The organism is Persephonella marina EX-H1 (genome assembly GCF_000021565.1).
In the GTDB taxonomy this organism is placed as follows: Bacteria; Aquificota; Aquificia; order Aquificales; family Hydrogenothermaceae; genus Persephonella; species Persephonella marina.
Genome location: NC_012440.1, coordinates 1,194,703 through 1,214,308, shown reverse-complemented (window position 1 = coordinate 1,214,308; position 19,606 = coordinate 1,194,703). Strand labels below are relative to the sequence as shown.

General features: G+C 37.6%; 23 protein-coding genes and 1 tRNA gene. 7 read left to right on the top strand and 17 right to left on the bottom strand.

Going from position 1 to position 19,606, the window contains the following annotated elements; genetic code table 11:
* Nucleotides 1–33: 33 nt before the first annotated feature.
* The 9 genes from rplI to PERMA_RS06380 form a co-directional block, all read right to left on the bottom strand.
* Nucleotides 34–483, bottom strand: a complete 450-nt coding sequence (rplI, locus tag PERMA_RS06420; RefSeq protein WP_012675611.1) for a 50S ribosomal protein L9 — start codon at nt 481–483, stop codon at nt 34–36.
* A 14-nt stretch (nt 484–497) separates the two neighbouring features.
* Complete coding sequence (gene rpsR / locus PERMA_RS06415; RefSeq protein WP_012676500.1) at nt 498–752, bottom strand: 30S ribosomal protein S18; 255 nt, start codon at nt 750–752, stop codon at nt 498–500.
* Between the two features lie 23 nt (nt 753–775).
* Nucleotides 776–1,189 (bottom strand): single-stranded DNA-binding protein, encoded by a 414-nt coding sequence (locus PERMA_RS06410; RefSeq protein ID WP_012675843.1) that lies wholly within the window; start codon nt 1,187–1,189, stop codon nt 776–778.
* A gap of 10 nt (nt 1,190–1,199) precedes the next feature.
* On the bottom strand, nt 1,200–1,547 hold the full coding sequence (gene rpsF, locus PERMA_RS06405) for a 30S ribosomal protein S6 (RefSeq protein WP_015899025.1): 348 nt from the start codon (nt 1,545–1,547) through the stop codon (nt 1,200–1,202).
* A 66-nt stretch (nt 1,548–1,613) separates the two neighbouring features.
* Nucleotides 1,614–2,183, bottom strand: a complete 570-nt coding sequence (pth, locus tag PERMA_RS06400) for an aminoacyl-tRNA hydrolase (RefSeq protein WP_015898970.1) — start codon at nt 2,181–2,183, stop codon at nt 1,614–1,616.
* Nucleotides 2,183–2,779, bottom strand: a complete 597-nt coding sequence (locus PERMA_RS06395; protein WP_041531096.1) for a 50S ribosomal protein L25/general stress protein Ctc — start codon at nt 2,777–2,779, stop codon at nt 2,183–2,185. The genes pth and PERMA_RS06395 overlap by 1 nt, the downstream gene beginning before the upstream one ends.
* A gap of 20 nt (nt 2,780–2,799) precedes the next feature.
* Nucleotides 2,800–3,735 (bottom strand): ribose-phosphate diphosphokinase, encoded by a 936-nt coding sequence (locus PERMA_RS06390; protein WP_012675324.1) that lies wholly within the window; start codon nt 3,733–3,735, stop codon nt 2,800–2,802.
* 48 nt (nt 3,736–3,783) lie between these two features.
* Nucleotides 3,784–3,859 (bottom strand) — tRNA-Gln (locus tag PERMA_RS06385).
* 4 nt (nt 3,860–3,863) lie between these two features.
* Nucleotides 3,864–4,688 carry a 4-(cytidine 5'-diphospho)-2-C-methyl-D-erythritol kinase gene (locus tag PERMA_RS06380; protein WP_012676665.1) on the bottom strand — a complete coding sequence of 275 codons (825 nt, stop codon included), beginning with the start codon at nt 4,686–4,688 and terminating at the stop codon, nt 3,864–3,866.
* Between the two features lie 103 nt (nt 4,689–4,791).
* On the opposite strand from PERMA_RS06380, the gene carA reads away from it, so the two are divergent.
* The 4 genes from carA to PERMA_RS06360 are packed head-to-tail and all read left to right on the top strand — an operon-like array spanning nt 4,792 to nt 8,851.
* The gene (gene carA / locus PERMA_RS06375; protein WP_012676887.1) at nt 4,792–5,922 is read left to right on the top strand and encodes a glutamine-hydrolyzing carbamoyl-phosphate synthase small subunit; all 1,131 of its coding nucleotides are present in this window, start codon (nt 4,792–4,794) and stop codon (nt 5,920–5,922) included.
* Nucleotides 5,922–7,136, top strand: coding sequence for a cation diffusion facilitator family transporter (locus PERMA_RS06370; protein WP_012676492.1), 1,215 nt, complete (start codon nt 5,922–5,924; stop codon nt 7,134–7,136). The genes carA and PERMA_RS06370 overlap by 1 nt, the downstream gene beginning before the upstream one ends.
* The gene (locus PERMA_RS06365; RefSeq protein WP_012676867.1) at nt 7,130–7,972 is read left to right on the top strand and encodes a universal stress protein; all 843 of its coding nucleotides are present in this window, start codon (nt 7,130–7,132) and stop codon (nt 7,970–7,972) included. The genes PERMA_RS06370 and PERMA_RS06365 overlap by 7 nt, the downstream gene beginning before the upstream one ends.
* 9 nt (nt 7,973–7,981) lie before the next feature.
* A complete protein-coding gene (locus PERMA_RS06360; protein WP_015899020.1) occupies nt 7,982–8,851 on the top strand; it encodes a prephenate dehydrogenase in 870 nt (289 codons plus the stop codon).
* On the opposite strand, the gene PERMA_RS06355 is transcribed toward PERMA_RS06360, so the two are convergent.
* Nucleotides 8,848–10,833 (bottom strand): hypothetical protein, encoded by a 1,986-nt coding sequence (locus PERMA_RS06355; protein ID WP_012675768.1) that lies wholly within the window; start codon nt 10,831–10,833, stop codon nt 8,848–8,850. The genes PERMA_RS06360 and PERMA_RS06355 overlap by 4 nt on opposite strands.
* A gap of 12 nt (nt 10,834–10,845) precedes the next feature.
* Entirely contained in the window at nt 10,846–12,096 is a 1,251-nt protein-coding gene (locus PERMA_RS06350) for an outer membrane beta-barrel protein (protein WP_012675943.1), read from the bottom strand.
* Between the two features lie 105 nt (nt 12,097–12,201).
* On the opposite strand from PERMA_RS06350, the gene PERMA_RS06345 reads away from it, so the two are divergent.
* Nucleotides 12,202–13,173, top strand: coding sequence for an FAD:protein FMN transferase (locus PERMA_RS06345; protein ID WP_012675394.1), 972 nt, complete (start codon nt 12,202–12,204; stop codon nt 13,171–13,173).
* On the opposite strand, the gene PERMA_RS06340 is transcribed toward PERMA_RS06345, so the two are convergent.
* The 6 genes from PERMA_RS06340 to PERMA_RS06315 all read right to left on the bottom strand — a co-directional run bounded on the left by PERMA_RS06340 (nt 13,132) and on the right by PERMA_RS06315 (nt 16,736).
* Nucleotides 13,132–13,581, bottom strand: coding sequence for a hypothetical protein (locus tag PERMA_RS06340; protein WP_012675959.1), 450 nt, complete (start codon nt 13,579–13,581; stop codon nt 13,132–13,134). The two genes, PERMA_RS06345 and PERMA_RS06340, sit on opposite strands and share 42 nt — an antisense overlap.
* Entirely contained in the window at nt 13,578–14,054 is a 477-nt protein-coding gene (locus tag PERMA_RS06335) for a hypothetical protein (RefSeq protein ID WP_012676239.1), read from the bottom strand. The genes PERMA_RS06340 and PERMA_RS06335 overlap by 4 nt, the downstream gene beginning before the upstream one ends.
* Entirely contained in the window at nt 14,051–14,563 is a 513-nt protein-coding gene (locus PERMA_RS06330) for an FMN-binding protein (protein ID WP_012675660.1), read from the bottom strand. Before PERMA_RS06330 ends, PERMA_RS06335 begins: the two co-directional genes overlap by 4 nt.
* Nucleotides 14,560–14,757 carry a hypothetical protein gene (locus PERMA_RS06325; protein ID WP_012675664.1) on the bottom strand — a complete coding sequence of 66 codons (198 nt, stop codon included), beginning with the start codon at nt 14,755–14,757 and terminating at the stop codon, nt 14,560–14,562. The genes PERMA_RS06330 and PERMA_RS06325 overlap by 4 nt, the downstream gene beginning before the upstream one ends.
* A gap of 11 nt (nt 14,758–14,768) precedes the next feature.
* Nucleotides 14,769–15,749 (bottom strand): hypothetical protein, encoded by a 981-nt coding sequence (locus PERMA_RS06320; protein WP_148206410.1) that lies wholly within the window; start codon nt 15,747–15,749, stop codon nt 14,769–14,771.
* An 81-nt stretch (nt 15,750–15,830) separates the two neighbouring features.
* Entirely contained in the window at nt 15,831–16,736 is a 906-nt protein-coding gene (locus tag PERMA_RS06315; RefSeq protein ID WP_012676608.1) for a radical SAM protein, read from the bottom strand.
* 117 nt (nt 16,737–16,853) lie between these two features.
* Here PERMA_RS06315 and PERMA_RS06310 point away from each other — a divergent pair, with 117 nt between their 5' ends.
* On the top strand, nt 16,854–18,146 hold the full coding sequence (locus PERMA_RS06310; protein ID WP_012676778.1) for an NAD-binding protein: 1,293 nt from the start codon (nt 16,854–16,856) through the stop codon (nt 18,144–18,146).
* Nucleotides 18,139–19,587, top strand: coding sequence for a TrkH family potassium uptake protein (locus PERMA_RS06305; protein ID WP_012676403.1), 1,449 nt, complete (start codon nt 18,139–18,141; stop codon nt 19,585–19,587). Before PERMA_RS06310 ends, PERMA_RS06305 begins: the two co-directional genes overlap by 8 nt.
* Nucleotides 19,588–19,606: the final 19 nt, after the last annotated feature.

Genomic DNA, 19,606 nt, shown 5'->3' with positions numbered 1-19,606 from the left:
AAACTAAAAAGGCCTCCTAAGGAGGCCTTCTGATTATATATTTTCAGGTGTTACATGTACCTTGATTGTAGCACTCACCTGTGGATGGAGTCTGATAGTGATATTGTATGATCCGATATTTTTTATAGGGTTTCTCAGCATGATCTTTTTCTTTTCTACCTCTATACCTTTTTCTTTCAGAACCTCTGCTATGTCTGATGTTGTAACAGATCCAAAGAGCTTTCCTGTAGTTCCAACTGATTTCTTTATCTCTATCTCAAGACCTTCAAGCTGTTTTGCTATCTCTTCAGCTTTTGCCTTTTCCCTTTCAAGCTTTCTTGCCTTCTGCTTGAGTATCTCCTGAACATGCTTAATATGGCTCTCTGTAGCCTCAAGGGCAAAGCCTTTAGGTATGAGGTAATTTCTTGCAAAACCTCTTTTAACGTCTATGATATCACCTATAGTTCCCCAGCCTTCTACATCTTTAGTTAAAATCACTTTCATTCTCTCTCAACCTCCTACATTATTACGTAAGGTAAAAGTGCGAGCTGTCTAGCTCTTTTGATCTCAACTGTTAGCTTTCTCTGATGTTTACCACATGTTCCGGATATTCTTCTTGGAATGATCTTACCTCTCTCAGATATGAACTGCTTTAGGTACTCTGTATCTTTATAGTTAGGTTCCTTTCCTTCTGCACAGAACTTACAGTACTTTTTTCTCTTCTGGAAAAATGGTTTATTTTGAGCTGTTGGGCTCTTAACATTATTAGCCAATTTTTTTACCTCCTTTTTTAGATTTAAAATGGTACATCTTCATCTGAGGAAAAATCCTCAATACTGTTTTCTATATCAAGTTCAGGCTCTTCCTCAGATTTTTCAGCTTTTTCACCTTTAGGTGAAAGTATACTTACCTTATCAGCAACAATCTTTACCTTGGTTCTTTTATCACCACCTGCTGTTTCCCATCTATCCTGTCTGAGCTGTCCTTCAATAAGAATCTGTGTTCCCTTATTCAACTGTTTTCCAAGTCTCTCAGCAAGATAACCGAAAGCCTCCACATCAAAGAAATAGGTCTCCTCTTTCCACTCATTATTTACCCTGTAGGATCTGTTAACAGCTACAGAAAATGATGTAACCTGTGACCCGCTTGGAAGGAATCTTATCTCAGGATCCCTTGTTAATCTGCCAATTAAAAAAACTTTATTAAGCATAACTGTCTCCTTACTCAGCTGCCTCTACTTTCTCAGCTGAGGTTTCCTCTTTAACTTCTTCCTTTTTAGGCGGTTTTGTTTTAAAAGCTAAAAATCTTATAACATCCTCATCAAGTCTCAGGTTGTACTCTAACTTTGAAGGAAGCTCGTAATTTTCAGTTTTAAAGTTGATGATAAAGTAGTAACCTGAGTTGAAATTCTGGATAGGGTATGCAAGCTCTTTTCTACCCCATTTCTCAAAGTTGTAAATCTCTCCGCCGTTTGAGGTGATCAGGCTCTGAACTGACTCAACTTTTGAGCTGATCTCCTCCTCTGTAAGTGTTGGTTTCAACACAAAAACAAGCTCGTAGTAACGCAACGCTCTACCTCCTTATGGATGATTTTATTAAATCAGCCTCCTGACTGGGTCAGGAAGCAAGGATTCTCAAACAATCTTTTTATTACACAAATTCAATGACTTATCAATACCATATTTTAACACATTAAGTATACACTGGGCTGTATGGGATATAACCTTGTCAAGCAGTATTTTTTCTTCCTTCTTAAATGGAGAAAGGACGTAATCAACAACCTGCTCCTTTCTCTCAGGTCTTCCTATTCCAACTTTTATTCTTGGAAACTCGTCTGTTTTTATGCTCTCTATAATTGACTGTATTCCTCTGTGTCCACCGCTTGAGCCTTTCTTTCTGAGTCTTACAGTTCCCAGTGGAAGATCAAGATCGTCATATACAACGAGTATTTCATCAGGTTTAAGATCGTAATCCTCAAGTAGATTCTTTACAGCCACACCGCTGTTATTCATAAATGTTTGTGGTTTAACTATCAGAAGATAGTGATCCTCACAGACATATATATGGGAAAAGCATCTCTCTATATACTTTTTATTACATTTAAGTAATGAAGCCACAACGTCAGCTATCATAAAGCCAACATTGTGGCGGGTATCTTCATACTGTTTACCTGGATTTCCAAGACCGATAACAGCTTTTATCATTATTCAGTTGTTTCTTCTGTAGCCTCTTCTTCTTCTGTAACCTCTGTCACCTCAGGCTCAATTACAACAGCGATAACCTCATCAGGGTTTTCCATAATTCTTACGCCTTCAGGTGGTGTTATATCCCTCACGTGGAGAACATCGCCAACATCAAGATCTGAAACATCAACCTCTATTCTATCTGGTATCTTTCTTGGAACTGTTCTGATTGTTATAGTGTGAAGGTGCTGTTCTAAAACACCACCAACTTCAAGACCTTTTGGCTTACCAACAAGCTCAACAGGAACATCAACATCAAGTTCAACACCAAATGTAACCTCATAAAGGTCTATATGTATAGGCTGATCTCCAAGATAGTTATACTGGATGTCTTTAAGAATGCATACCCTTGGTTCTTTCTCACCTTCAATTTTCAGGTCAATAAGGAACATTCCCTTTGGTCTGTCAGCAAGAAGCTTCCAGTAGATGTAAGCATGGGCATTTTCTCTTCCTTTTCCGTAAACCTCAACAGGAATATAGCCTTTCTTTCTGAAGCTCTTTACTTCGCTTTTCTTACCTACAGTTCTTGGAATAGCCTGCCATTCTATTCTCTGGATCATCTCTAAACTTTACCTCCTTATACAAACAATGAACTTACTGAACTTTCTATATTTATTCTTCTTATAGCCTCACCTACAAGCTCAGCCACAGAGAGAACAGTTAATTTATCAAACTCTTTTCCTGTTGTAGGTATAGTATCTGTAACAATAACCTCTTCTATCTCTGAGTTTTTAAGTCTATCAACAGCAGGTCCTGAAAAAACAGGATGTGTACATGCCGCTATAACAGATTTTGCTCCTTTCTCTTTAAGCATATTTGCAGCTGATACTATTGTTCCAGCTGTATCTATTATGTCATCAATTATGATAGCGTTTTTACCTTCAATATCACCTATAACATCAAGTGTCTCAACAACGTTAGGTGCTGGTCTTTTTTTGTAGATTATCGCAAGGCTTGCCCCGAGTCTGTTCGCAAGCATCCTTGCCCTTTCAACACCACCTGCATCTGGTGATACGATAACCATATTCTCAAGATTTTTATTTCTCAGGTAATCAAGTATTACAGGTAAGGCGTAAAGGTTATCAACAGGACAGTCAAAAAATCCCTGTATCTGTGCAGAGTGAAGATCTACAGTGAGAACCCTCTGTGCACCGGCCTTTTCTATAATATCAGCTAAAAGTTTTGCAGATATAGGAACTCTAGGTCTGTCCTTTCTATCCTGTCTTGCGTATGCAAAGTAAGGAATAACAGCTGTAATTCTGTGTGTTGATGATCTTTTTAAAGCATCAAGTATTAGAAGAAGCTCCATTATATGATCGTTTGCAGGCTGTGTTAAAGGCTGTATAACAAATACATCAGCCCCTCTAACATTCTCCTTTATCTGAACCCTAATCTCACCATCACTGAACCTTGTAACAAGAGTATCAACAAGAGGAACGTGAAGATAGTCCGCTATCTTCTCAGCAAAATCCGGATTAGCATTTCCGGTAATAAGCTTTATATGTTTACTCAAAATATCCTCCGTACAAATTTTTTACGGAATTTAAAATTAAGATAATAATGGCTGGGGAGGCAGGACTCGAACCTGCGACACCCGGTTCCAAAGACCGGTGTTCTGCCAGCTGAACTACTCCCCACCATCTATCTGAGAACTGTTTTTATCAGTTTCCAGCCTTTCACCTGACAGATCTTCTCTATCTCAGCCTCTGGCTTACCAAAGGCGAAAATAGAACTTCCGCTTCCAGACACGAAAGGTTTATATCCCAGATACTCAAGGGTGTTATAAACCTCTCGCATCTGTGGATAGCTCTCTAAAGCTATCTCACCAAGCGTATTCTCAATGTTCTCTAAAAAGTATTCAAAATCATCTAACAGACTATCTATTATATGTAAATCCTCTTTTTTTGTCAATATATCAGGGGTGACCTTAGAGTATATCTCCTTTGTTGATACATGAACTGCAGGGTATATTATAAAAATTTCCCTTTCTATCTTTTTGTCCAGAAATCTCAGCTTATCACCTATTCCTTCAGCAACGGCAAGACCACCTTTCAGGAAGAACGGAACATCGGCCCCGATTGTTGATGCAAGTTCAGAAAGCTCCTTCTCAGAAAGAATCTCTCCATACATACTGTTTACCTCTTTTAAAACAACGGCAGCATTTGAGCTACCACCACCAAGACCTGCCCCTGCCGGGATATTTTTTTCTATAAAAACCTCAACTTCCGGTGATACACCTGTCCATTCCTCAAATCTTTTTAAAGCTTTATAAACGATATTCTCTTCCCCTTCCGGGATTAAAGGTGAAGATGTTTTAATCTTCAGGCTGTGAGATCTTTTTATAAATATTCTGTCGTGAAAATCAACTGTATGGAAAACTGTAACTATGTCATGGTAGCCGTCTGCCCTTTTACCTGTTACCCAGAGCCCTAAATTTACTTTTGCAGGTGATCTCAAAACTCTCATAATATCTCCTTAATTTATTTCTGATAATAATATATGAATTTTATCTGTCTGATAAATACCAATCAATGATAAAATATTGAAAATCATTTATGTGAGGTAGTAAATGGAAAGAGCTATCTTAGCCCTTGAAGATGGTCATTTTTTTTACGGTTATGCATTTTCAGGATTCAATAAAAGGGAAACAGGTGGAGAGGTAATATTCAACACATCAATGACAGGTTATCAGGAGATACTAACAGATCCATCATACAAAGGACAGATTGTTGTTATGACTCCTTCTGAGGTTGGAAATTACGGTATCAACTCTGAAGATGTTGAATCTGAAAGGGTTCATGTAAACGGCTTTGTTATAAAGGATCTCTCGTCTATTGTGTCAAACTGGAGAAGTGAAAAAAGTCTGGAGGAATACCTTGAGGAAAATGAGGTAATAGGAATTTTCGGGATAGATACAAGGGCTTTAGTTCGTATAATAAGACAGTACGGGGTTATGAAAGGTTATATAGGGATCGGGGATATAGACCCTAAGGAAGCTGTTAAAAAGGCAAGGTCAATCCCGGATATATCAGAGCTTGATCTTGTATCCAAGGTAAGCCACAGGGAAGTTTATAAGTGGAACGAGGGAACATGGAGATGGCCTGAAGGTTACAGCAGAGTAACTGAGGGGAAATATAAGGTTGCTGTCCTTGATTACGGTGTAAAGAGAAATATCCTAAGACTTCTTGCAGATAGAGGTCTTGAGCTTACAGTATTCCCGCACACAACAACAGCAGAAGAGATACTTAAGTTCAGGCCTGACGGTATATTTCTATCCAATGGTCCTGGTGATCCGGCTATTTTACACTTCCAGATAGAACAGATAAGAAGGCTTATACATTCTGAGATACCTGTTTTTGGTATATGCCTTGGTCATCAGCTTTTATCATGGGCTGTTGGAAGCAGGACATACAAATTGGAGTTCGGTCATCACGGTGGGAACCATCCAGTAAAAAATCTGAAAACAGGTAAGGTAGAGATAACCGCACAGAACCACAACTACGCTACTGATCCTGATAAACTGCCATCTGATGCTGAGATAACCCATATAAACCTGAATGATGACACGATTGAAGGGATAAGGTTAAAAGACTACCCTGTATTCTCAATCCAGTACCATCCAGAGAGCTCTCCGGGACCACATGACTCACTATATATATTTGACGATTTTGTAAAACTTATAGAGGAATGTAAGAGGTAATGATAGAACAGGCTAAAAATCAGAAACTTAAGGAAAGATGGGCTTTAGGCTCTCTTTTACTTAATCTGACCCTTTCTGTACTCAAGTTTATATTTGCACTTATAACAGGCTCACTTGCATTAATGGCTGAGGCTATTCACTCATTTTCAGATCTTATAGCCTCAATAATATCACTTATCAGTGTAAAGCTTGCAGCTAAAAAAACAAAAGAGTTTCCTTACGGACTTTACAAAGTAGAGAATGTTGCAGCTATTTTAATAGCCATATTCCTCTTCTTTGCAGCCTATGAGATAATCAGGGAAGCTTTTTTCTCTGAAGCTGAAAGGGTTATAAAACATACAGAAGTTGCTATAGCTGTGATGTTCTTCGCTATGGTGGCAACATTCATATACTCAAGACTTGAGCTTAAAGCAGCAAAAAAACTCCACTCTCCGGCCTTAATGGCGGACGCACAGCATATATGGGCTGACTTTTTATCCTCTGTAATCGTCATAGGTGGTCTTGTAGGGACATACTTTGGATATACAGATCTTGACAAGTACGCTGCTGTAATAGTTGCTCTTTTTATATTTCACAGTGGATGGGATATATTTATGAGAGGTCTGAAGGTTTTACTTGATGTATCCCTTGAGAAAGAGGAGATTGAAGAGATAAAAAAGATAATCTACAGACATCCAGCTGTTGTTGATATAAAGCATATAAGGGGAAGGGTTGCTGGAAGTTTCAAATTTTTAGATATTGAGCTTCTTCTCCATAATTACGGACTCAGGGAGACACACAGGATCGTTGATGAGATAGAGAGGGAGATAAAAGAGCAGATACCAAATATAGACTCTATATTTATACATTATGAGCCTGTAAGACAGGAAGGTCTCAGAATAGCATTTTTAACATGTGAAAATAAAAAGATAAAGGATTTCTCATCAGCAAGAAGTATACTTGTTATTGATGTTTCAAAGGATTACGAGATACACGAGGGACAGCCCATTCCTGTAGAACCTGACGAGAAGGAAACAGGAAATATAATAACAAAGATAGGTGTTGATATAGTTGTTGCAAAGCACCATCCTATGAATTTTGATGTGAGATGGAATCTTGCAAGGGCTGGTGTTATGGTATGGGAGACTGAGAAGGAAGATTACAGAGAGGCTCTACAGGAGATAATAAACTCATGGAAGGCCTTTAATAAAGAAAAAGAGGTGAAAAGATGGTAGGAAGGATTCTTGTAGGAATTGACGGTTCAAAAAACTCCTGGATAGCTGCGGATTACGGTATATACCTTTCAAGGAAGTTCAAAAGGCCTGTCGTAGGGATTCATATCGTTGATATAAGACTCCTTGAGTCACCTTTTATAGAAGATATAGCAGGAGCTCTCGGTTTTACAACATACTCAGATGTTACGCCAAAGATAAAAGAGGTTCTGGACGAGAGGGGAAAGGCTTTACTTGCTGAGTTTGCAAAGAGATGCAGAGAAGGAGGTGCTGACTGCTCTATAGCACAGGCTTTCGGGGTTGTTGCAAATGAGATAGTTGATATGTCAGATCCTGAAGATCTGATAATACTCGGAAAAAAGGGAATACACAACCAGTACGCCCCTCTATTCCTGGGATCAACAGCTGAAGCTGTGGCAAGAAAATCAAAATGTCCCGTTATGGTTGTATCAGACAGATTTAAAGAGATAAAAAATGTAATCCTCGCATTTGACGGAAGGGAGAAATCGGTCCATGCAGCCCAGTATTTAAATAGCATCTATAAAGATCTTGAACCTGAAAGCATAACTGTACTCACAGTTCTTGAAGAGAAAAGCAGTGAGAAAGAAAAGCATATAAAGGATCTTATTGAGGAGTATCTGAAGGCTGATTTCAAGATGATCTTCAAGTATGGATATCCTGAGGAAGAGATAGAGAACTACCTGAAGGAGAACAGGGATAAGTATGATCTTCTTATAATGGGTGCTTACGGTGAGAGCAGGGTTAAGGAGCTTATACTTGGAAGTACTACATCTTTCATAATGAACAAATCACCTATCCCTGTATTACTCATAAAGTAGGAGGTGGACTTGGGAAAGGATTTCGGTGGTTTTAAGAGTATACTTATAATCGGTCTTGGTCTGATAGGCGGTTCTGTTGCCTTATCTCTGAGAAAAGAAGGCTACAGGGGAAAGATATACGGTTTTGATCTAAATGAGTACAGGATAAAAAAAGCTGTTGAGATGGGAGCTATTGATAAAGGGTTTACAGATATAGAGAGTATACCATGGGATGAGATAGATCTTGTTATTCTATCAACACCGGTAAAAACATTTCTCACCATTGCTGAAAATATAAAGAGATATCTAAGGAAGGACACTGTAGTAACAGATGTTGGAAGTGTAAAAGGAGAGCTTGTTAAAAAGCTTGAAGAGATATTAAAGCCTGCAGTTTTTATAGGTGCACACCCGATAGCAGGAACGGAAAAAGAAGGTGTTGAGAATGCCGTTGTAGGTCTTTTTAAAGGAAAAAAGGTTATACTTACTGTTGACCACCAGGATGAGCATACAGAGAGAATAAAAAAGTTCTGGGAAGATTTAGGCTCAAAGGTTGAGATAATGGATCCTTTTGTTCATGACTTTGTGTTTGCAGCTGTTTCACACCTCCCACATGCTGTTGCTTTTGCCCTCGTTGATGCACTTATTGAGCTTTCAAAGGAGAGAGATATAGATCTATTCCTTTATCCCGGTGCAGGATTTAAAGATTTCACAAGGATAGCAGCAAGCTCACCTGTTGTGTGGAAGGATATATTTATTGAGAATAAGGAAGAGGTTCTTCATACTATAGACCAGTTTATAAAATCAATGGAAAAGCTGAAGGATTATATAAAAAATGAAGATGAGAAAAAGCTTATAGATCTTTTATCAGAAAGCAGGGAGAGAAGACTCTCCCTGGACTAAAACCCAAGTAATGTTTTGAATACAGCTATCAGCCCCTCTTCCTCAAGACCAGGACCTGTTATTTTTAGCCTGTAAAAGTCCTCACCTTCAAGTGAGTTTCCACCATCTTTCGTTCCAAAGGCTGTGGCAAAAAGATCCCTGCCGTATACAAACTGCTGTGAAAGAACAACCTGTATATATCTGCCGTCCAGACCGTAAGCCCTTTCCTTAGAAGGCAGGAAAAGAGACTGTTTTATAGAGCCGTCAGGATTCAGATATCCTATAAGAGAAGGATCCGTAAGTATATTTTTCTGTGATTTTATACTTAAAAGATCTGAAGCATCTGAGTAAGGAACAGATCCTGAAGATCCTGTACATCTGTCTGTACTCTTATCATAAAGATCATAACCTAAAATTCTGCAGACTCCTTCCCTGTTACTTCTGAAATGATCTATACCGTTTGAGAGTGTGAAATAAAGCTGGTACTCCCCGTAATCTTTCGGATTGTAAATTCCAGCTATCTTACCGAGATATCCAGAAGCGTTAATATCTTCAATATTATCTATCTGATCAGTCCAGTATTTAATATCCTTTACATCACCGTGGTATCCGTAATCTGTATCCTTCCAGCCAGATAATTTAGGTAGTTTTCTCCAGAATGAGAAAGTGTTATCAACAGTTCCGCTTATAGCACCGTGACAGGCTATACAGAAAGCCATCTCCTCTTCAGTCTGGGGCCTCAGACTTCCATCTCTGTCCTCAATCCAGCCTCCCATAAGCCATGTCTGGGGATCGTTGAGTATAAGTCCGTTATCATAAACAGGGTATGAGGCTCCCTCTTCTTCCTCTCCAGATGAGGATATATCCTGCATAACAACTTTTTTCATATACCTGAACTCCTTTATCTTTCCTGTTTTTCCACCAAGCTCAGGTCTTATCTCCCAGTCTGGATCTATATAGTAAACAGGATGGGCAAGCTCAGTCCCAACAGGATAAAGACCAACTTTCTGACCACCAGTTTTTAACCGCCAGACAGCTATACCTGAGGCATCTCCAACATACCTATCAGGGACTTTTAAAAATCTTATTCCATCACTGAGTATCTGGTAGCTTATCCCGTATCTGTCCAGTATATCTGTGTTTAAAGGCTCAACATCACAGTTCTCATCTATCTGTTTTAAAGCACACTCAAGTATAGAAAGGTTTATCCTGTAAATATCCTTACTATGCTGACCGTTTTCCTTTCTGAAAATCTCAGGAAGTCTTATCATCGCAGAATCTATCCTTCCGTTTGTCGGGAAGTATCCGGGAAAATGTTTCCAGTCGTAAGCTCTCCACCAGGTATTTGTCCTGTCTGAGTGGTCTGTTTCTGAGGTATATATAAAACCTTCAGAGTCTATATAACCTGTTCTTTCAAAACCTGAGCCGTTCCATCTGTACAAAGGTGGAAGATCAAGGGTATATCTTCCTAAGGAAAAAGGGTTATCTGATCCTATAGACAGCTTTGAGATATAAGCCTCTTCCCAGTTATTTTTTCTTATCCAGCTGTCTATGGAAACGGTTATATTTTCCCTGTTATCTTTAATCTCCCTCTGCTGAATATCAAGCTCTGTCCATCTCTTCCCATCTGGCAAAATTTTCTCAAAAGTTTTCTCAGGAGCTACAGCGTTAAGCCATGGGTTGTCATTAGAAGGAAATCTAAGCCAGTTTATCTGGTTCTCCCAGTCTCCTGCGTTATCAACAGGTGTGTTTCCACCGTTATGGCATACATAACAGGGGTTTGCAAAGGCTTTTCCTGTTAGAGCTTTACCTGTGTCTGTGTAACACTCAAGGGGTATGTAAGCTGTAGGGTTTTTATACTTTGTAAAGTAAGGGAAGCCTGCAACAATCCTTGGTTTCTGATCGTCTTTATACTCCCCTACAGGATCGCCAATATCAGTACTTCCTATCTTACAGCCGTAAAAAATAGCGGGAGCTATCAAAAGTATGTATATCTTTCTCATCCCTCACCTCCATCAGAATATAAATCCAAGACCAAGCTCAAATATGTCAGCTTCTCCAGATCCTTTGTTGTCTCTAAACTGGTAGTCAGCCTTAAGAACAACATTTGGTATAGGTCTGTAGTTTATTCCTACAGTCCATACAGTTTTATCGTTGTTCGGATCTGCTGTGAAGCCTGAAGGGACTTTATCCTGGGTGTTGTATCTCTCGTATCTGACAAATACAGGAAGGTTAAAATCTTTACCTAACTTCTGGGCTACATCGTAGGCAAGATTCAGATAATAACCGTAAACATTCTTTCCTATAACCTCTCCGTTGTAAAGTGATATCTTATCCGCATCGGAGAGAGATCCTGATACATAGATACCTGTCAGCTCAAACTCTTTAAATCTGTATTTGCCGTGAATCTCATAGATTGTAACAGTTCCGTCTATCTTCTCACCGTTGTATCTCTCACCCTGTCCTGAATTTCCGTGGTAGACTGAAGCTCCAAGGAATAGACCATCAACAGCTGTGTAATCTATCCTTCCAACAACAGCAAAATCCTCAGCAACGGCATTTGCTCCAGCCTGTCTTCCATTTCTAACCCATTTATCTGATGTAAAACCTATCTCTCCTTTTTTAGTTGCGTGAAAACCGTTAACAACAGCAAGATAGTAGTTCCAGTCATCCTTACTGCTGAAAAGCATAACACCGTTTTCATTCCATGTTGATGGTATTATCTTTGTCTCAACCTCAGGTCTGTTAACAGAGTTAAAAAATATAGGCTCGTGTAGAAGGTTCGTTATACCTACAGGTATGAGGAAGTTTCCTAACCTGAGATTAAAGTTCTCATTAAAAAGAAAGTCAAGGTAGAGGAACTCAACTGTTACCTCTCCGCCCCTTTCAGTGTTTGCTCCATGTTCAAACTCAATCTCAGCGTTAAGTATTATACTGTCTGTAAACTTGTATCCTATGTAAGGTATAAATCTGTACATATCGGTTTTGTCCTTTTTTGATGAGGACTGGTAGTTCATGTAGATGATCTCACCATAACCACCTATTGATAATCCCTGTGGTGAGAAATAAACCTTTGACGCAGCATATCCCATCCCTGAGAATGTCTGGGGCTTAAGCTCAGGTATCGTTATCTCCTCCCTAAGCTGTGCTATCTCATCAATTATCTGCTGTTGCTGCTGCTCAAGCTCCTTTATTTTTTCCTCAACTGTCTGGCCAAAAGCTGCTGATGAAAGTAGTAAAACAGCTGAAACAAGTTTTTTATTCATAACGCTCACCTCTCTAATTTATATTTGATCTCAATTGCAATTATAGATGGCTGGATGTATAATGTTTATGACCTAAAAAAATTTCTGTCATATTATGGAGAGTTTATGTTTTTTCTGGTTTTTATAATCCTCTTTACAGCTAAAACAGCCTTTTCAGAAGAGCTCTTAACAAGAACAAAGATCATAATGGAAACGTATATAACCGTAAAACTTCCAGAAGATAGGAAAGAGCTTTTTGAACCTGCCTTTGAGATATTCAAGGATATAGACAGGAAACTATCAATCTATAAAGAAAGCTCTGAGATATCCATTCTGAATAAAAGGAAAAAACACCGGTTAAGTGATGAGACATTGGAAGCTTTAAAAAGATCAATCCAGATATGTAAGGAGACAGAAGGTTATTTTGATATAACAGTTGGGAAGATAACATCCGATCTTTTCAGATTCGGTTTTGATGATGAGAGAGTGCCTGAAGAGAAGGATCTGGAAGTTTATAAAAGACCTGATCCATGCTCGGGAATAAGAATAAAAGGAAGTTATGTAGAGATAGATAAGGATATAAAGTTAGATCCTGGTGGAATGGGAAAAGGCTATGCTGTTGATCTTGTTTACAGATTTTTAAAAGAAAAAGGTGTTAAAAAAGGCGTTATTCTCGCATCAGGTGATATAAGATGTATAGACAGATGTGTTATATACATAAAAGATCCTTACGGTGAGGGGGAGATAGTAAGATTCAGGACAAAAAATGATGGGACAGCTGTATCAACAAGCGGTATATATGAGAGATTCATAAAATCTAAGGATAACAACCATCTTATAAACCCAAAAACAGGAAAACCCCAGAAAAAGAAGATCTCTGTAACACTTTTATGGTATGGAGATAATACAGAGCTTGATGGCTACACAACAGCTGTTTCAGTTATGCCCCTTGAAAAAGCGCTGAATTTTTTAAAAAGTAGAGGTATAGGCTACATACTTTTCCTTGATAATAACAGGGTTATCCTGAGTAAAAATATTGACAGTTTTGTTGAGGATCTAAGATTTCTTAAATCTGGTGTATATATCATAAAAAAGTAAAAATACAGCAAAGATTATAGAAAGCTCAAAGACAATAAAAGACAGAAGCTTAAGATAAGAAAACACCGGTGAGATCTCAAGTATCAATAGATTAGAGATACTGTTTAACAGTCCTGATATGAAAACGATCACAAAAAGATAGATCTTAAAGCAGTTTGTCTTCGTAAAATAAAAAAGATGAAATATGATGAAGGAAACAAAGGATACAGAGATAATATGTGGAACAGCTGTTTTCAAAAGACCTTCTAAAGAGGACGGATTGATAAACAGATCTGGATTTCCTAAAATCCTGTCCTGAATAATCTGGGGAGAAAAGCTGTACTTCTCGTAAAAGATCCATATACCTGTAAAGAACTGGAATAAAACACCTGTTATAAAAAGAAAAACAAGTACTGAGATATGCCTCATCTGATACTCCCTCTGAGGAAGGAGTAAGTATTTAAACTGTTTATTAAAAAGAATACTGAGTTGTATAAAAGAAAGGAGAGAAAAGAGAGTAATGAGAAAGTATCAAGACCGTAGTAAACAAGAATCTTGCTGAAAGACTCTAAAAGGATAAAGAAGAGAGCCACCGATCCTGAGGTGTATTTCAGATAATCAGGAAGAGAAGTTCTAAGGTTTATAGAGGACAGGGTTAAAAAGATCATCAGATTAATAAAAAGGTATATATGGATCTCCTCAAGAAGTGAATGGAAAGAAACAGGCTCTAAAAACTCATCAGGATTTCCTCTGATCTGGAGAAGTATCTGATCAGGAAATAGATAATCCAGTTCGTATCTCAGCACAAGAACAGATACGAGATAAAGATAGACAGAAAGTGAGAAAAATATAACAAGAAACCTTATATAGTTTGATTTTTTATGCTGTACAACATATCTCATCTTTCATCTCCAAATAGAACTCTGCAAACCGCTATGGATTTTAAAGCGTACTTTTTAACAGCTCTCGCTGAAAGAGTAGCACCAGTTATATTCGGGATCTGTTTTATATCCTCCCTATTCTTTTTTCCTTCAAAAATAGAGAGCCATCTGTCAGATGGTATGTATTCTGGTGGTTCGTAAAAGGCTATGATTTCTATATCTTTCAGACTGCAGTTTTTGTCCAGTATGTAGAGAACAGCCTCATTTTTTGTCCTTACCCTGTGTGTATCAAGTATCCCGTATGCAACAGTTTTACCTCTTTTTCTGACAAGATAAACTGTAACAATCTTACTTTTAAGCTTTATCCTTGATAGCTTCACAACCTCTTCAGCCTGTTTTTTCTTCAGAAGAATATTCTTTTTATCAATCTCCCCTTCAGGAAATAAATCTTTTAACGCCTCTTCAGGTTTTATCAAAAGGCCACCATAGGCAGACAACGAAATGAAAAAAACTAAAAATATCCATCTCATCTTCCTGACCCCATAAACCTTCTGAATTTTTCACAGGAAAAGTTCTCCTCAAGCTTGAGTCTTTCCATAAGAAGAAGCATCCTGTAGTAAAGCTTAAAGATACTGATCTTCTCATCATAGTTATCAGCTCTCTGGAGAGCCTTTGATACATCCTCTGAGAGTTTTTCAATCTCCCTTAAGATTTCCCTGTTCATAACTTCCCTCCTTAATATGATATGTACAGTCTTGTTCCAAATATATTTTCTGAAGATCTCTCTTTTATCTGCTGAAAATCAAGTGTAAAAGATATATAACTGTTGATTCTGTAAAGATAGTAGATCTCGTAAACATACTTTTTTATCTCTTCTTTTATAAATCCTGTTCCAAAAGCTATCCTGTCATTTCTGAAAATATCTTCAATCTGGAAACCGGCAGAAAGAAATAGATCTTTACCTCCTGATCTTTTACTCCCTCTAAAGAAAAGAGCTGATCTTCCAAGACCTATATCAGACGACAGACCAAAACCTTTATTCTCATAATCACTGAATGTATGGTAGTAGTATGGTCTTACATTCAGATTTTCTTTACTGATATTCAGCTGTAAGAACCCTGTATTTCCTTTTTCCGGTGTGTTCTTTATAAAAACGGTTTTAAAAACCATGCCTTTAAGATCATGTTTAATATAAAATCCAGGATTGTAAGAATGTATCGGTGCAACAGGGTTATTTATAAGAGCTGAGTTTAAAAACTGTGTATGCTCATCATTCGCAACATTATTTTCGTCTATGAAAGAGGCTGAATCTATCAAACCTGCAACAAAGACAGAATCTTCAAACTTCTTTTTGTACCACAGCTCAAGGATATACTTTCTCCCGGTATCATTTATGTCCTCAGTCATATCCTGGAGATCATCCCCAGAAGGCAGGAATGTAAATCCCTTACTTGAAAATCTGTTATTCAGACCGTTCCCTAAAGTTATAGAGTTATTTATAAAGATCTGTTCAGTCTTTGACAGATCAAGATACATAAAAATATGTGTTGTGTTGTAAAATGCTCCATAACCATCCGTCTGCTGGAAAACGGATGCATTTACAAAATCTATCCTGTGTTTGTGATAGATATGCTCCTCTATGAAAGGCTTTTCTGAGCTGTTTTTTCCGTAGGCAAACCCTATAAAAAGTATAAGTGGTAATACTAATTTCCTCATGATCATTCCTATTATATTGAGATTAAATCTCAATGTAATATAAATCAGCATAAATTTTTTGTCAATAACCAAGATCAATTTTTAGTCATTCACCAGATTAAGACCTGCGTCCTGTGCGTACTTAAGAGCTTTCAGAAACTCATCCGATTTTATTCTTCTTGAAAGCTCAGGATACTCAAATGCCCTGTAGTAAGGATGGTACTGAGGCATAATGTTAACATGCATATCTGGTGATACAGTTTTAAGAAATTCTATAACATCTTTTGTTGTTGATATATCTTCAGGAAGAACAAGATGTCTAACAAGAACTCCTCTGTATGCTATACCATTCTCATCAGTTTTAAGATCACCTACCTGTCTGTGCATCTCCTTTATAGCCTCTTTCACAGTTTCAGGATAGTTTTTAACCTTTGAGTATCTTCTTCCGTAATCTTCTTTCAGGTATTTAATATCCGGAAGGTATATATCAACTATCCCATCTAAAAGTTTTAATGTTTCAATACTGTCATAGGATGATGTGTTATAAACAACGGGTATTTTAAGCCCGTTTTTTACAGCTATATAAAGAGCCTTTACAAGCTGTGGAACTACATGTGATGGGGATACCCAGTTAATGTTGTGACATTCCTCTTCCTGAAGGTACAACATTATTGATGCTATCTCCTCAGGGCTGTAAAGTTTACCTTCACCTAAATGGCTTATATCATAGTTCTGACAGTAAACACACCTCATATTACAGTAAGAGAAGAATACAGTTCCACTTCCCCTGTAACCTCTTATAGGAAACTCCTCTCCTCTGTGAGGGAAGAATGATGAGACAATAACCTTCTCACCCGTTTTACAGAAGCCTTTCTCATCTTTAAGTCTGTTAACCTCACATCTGTGGGGACATATATCACAGTTTTCAAGTCTGGTGTAAAGCTTTTCAACCCTCTCTTTAAGCTCACCACTCTCATAAAGCTTTAAGTAAGATGGATATCTTTTCATGGCGGAGATTATTTTATTCCTTAAATCAATATTTTCAATACAGTATTTGACTTTCTATTTCCATAGTTATAATCTTAAAATTATCTTCTGGCTACATTCTTATCCATAGGGGAAAAGATGAAGATATGCATTATAGGTGCCGGTGTTGTAGGGAGCTACCTTGCAAAGAAATTATCTGAAGAAGGTTATGACATAGCCGTCATAGATAAGGATAAAGATAAGATTGAGGAGCTACAGAGGACCGTTGATGTCGCCTCCTACAACTGTGATGCGTTCAAAGAGGAATGTATAGCCGACCTTAAGGATTACGAGCTTTTCATAGTTGTTACAAACAAGGACGAGATAAATCTATCAATAGCCTTGATGCTCAGAGCTGTATTCAAAAAAGAGAAGATACTTGTAAGGATTGATGAGGATATTCTTTCAAAGAAAGAGATAGAGAACTTTCTAAAGGTTGATATAGTCAACACATTCAATGAGATATTTAAAAATATTGAGATGATAATAAAGTATCCTTTTATGACAACATTTAATGAGCTTGATGATGGTAAGTTTCTACTTTTCAGTTATAAGGTTTCAAAGTATGACGGCTTTGTTAACAGGAAGATAGCTGATCTGAATGAGATAAGGATAAGAACCCCTTTCACAATAGCCTTACTTGAAAGGGATGGTAAGTTTATTATTCCCACAGGACAGAAGATCATACTTGAGGATGATGTTATATACATCCTTCTTGAGAAATCCCTCTTAGAGAGATTTATAAAGGAGTTCAAGATAAAGAATGATCCTATCAGAAGTATATACTTTCTCGGTATATCAAAGTTAGGATTAAGCCTGATTAAAAAGTTAAGAATGTACAAAAATCTTGAGATAAAGATATTTGAACCTGATATTGATCTGTGTGAACAGGCTGCCGAGATATATCCGGAATCAACTGTTATACATACAGGTCTTATTGATGAGGACACATTAAGAAATGAAGGTATAGACAGTGCAGACCTTGTTATAAGTGCAAGCTACAGGGAGGAGAACATACTATCCTGTATGCTTGCAAAAAGGTTAGGTGCAAAAAAGATACTTGCCTTTATAGAACATCCTGAGTATGAGGATATAGCCCATATACTCGGGATAGATGTTCCGCTTGTTGCAAGGAAGATCGTTGCTAGAAGGGTTTACAGAAAGATCAGACATAAAGGTTTTATAGACACATTTGAGATAATAAAAAATCTTAAAGTCTCAGAGATTTACGTTGATGAAAAACTTGCTGACAGAAAGGTTGAGGAGATATCATCAGGAAATTTTGTTATCCTCGGTATAAAAAGGGATGATGAGATGTATATAGCAAGGGGAAGTACCGTTTTACTTAAAGGGGATACTCTTATAGTCTTAGAGAAAGAGGATTATGAGTAATTTAAGATTCAGCATCATTTATAAATTTGAGACATTCATTTTATTTATCCTCTCTCTGGTAACATTTATACCGCCACTTGTATACTCACTTTACCTTGAGGATGAGGAGATACTTACTTTTCTCATACCTGTTTTACTCGCATTATTCCTATACTCCCTATCAGTTCCTATAAAATCACACAAACTCTCTGAGAAGGAAGCCCTTTTTATAGCTGTATCTATATGGTTCATATTTCCCGTTTTTACAGCTTTAGGTTATATACTGAGCGGTTATATACATGATCCTATTGACGCTTACTTTGAGTCTGTATCCGGATTTACAACAACAGGTGCATCAATACTTGAGGATATAGAGAAACTCCCTGAAAGTGTACTTCTTCTAAGAAGTATAACAAACTGGATAGGTGGTCTTGGTTTTGCTGTTTTTGCGGTCTCTTTCCTTTCAACAAGACTTCCTATAGGGAGAGCTATAGTAAAGTTTGAGTCATCAAAGATAGTTGAGGAAAAGATAGAACCTCGCGTTAAAGAGGTAACAAAGATCGTATTCCTTGTTTATATCACCTTAACGGTTATTGAGATAATTCTCCTTAAAATCTCGGGTCTGAGCTGGTATAACTCAATAACATACACATTCTCAACAGTTGCAACAGGCGGATTTGCACCTGAAAATGAGAGTGTAGGAGCTTTTAACAGCTTTGCTGTTGAGATCATAATATCACTATTTATGATAATGGGTGCTATAAATCTCCAGCTATACTATGTAGCTTATAAAAAAAGATCCGTTATCAGGTTCTTCAGCGATCAGGAAGTTATAGTGTTTTTAGCTATTATCTGTGGATCTGTAATGTTTGCCACAGCTGTTTTATATCTCTCGGGGTTTTATCCGGATATGTATGAGAGCTTCAGGTATGCTCTCTTTCAGATAGTTTCTACAGCAACTACAACAGGATTCTCCTCAACAGATTACTCAGACTGGCATCCTTCTGTTTTATCTTTAATGATGATACTTTCCCTTATAGGAGCTGTTGGAGGATCTACTGGTGGTGGGATCAAGATATTCAGAGCTATACTGGTTTACAAAACTGTAAAGGCAGAGCTTAAAAAGATAGCCCATCCAAAAGCTGTTTACAGAATAACAATAAAAGGAAAACCGCTTGATGTATCAACTATCAGTATGTTCTGGGCTTTCCTATCACTTTATGTTGCAACAACTGTGTTTTTCGGTTTTCTACTGACGCTGAGCGGTCATGATCTTGTAACATCATTTTCAGCCTCTATAGCATGTATAACAAGTTTAGGTCCAGGTCTTGGGGATGTTGGTCCCGCTTCCAACTTTTCCGCTTTTAACGATTTTGAGAAGTTAGCTTTATCGTTTGAGATGATCTTTGGAAGACTTGAGATAATTCCTGTAATAAGTATGCTTTTTATAAAAAATATATGAGATTTAGATTATAATTTTA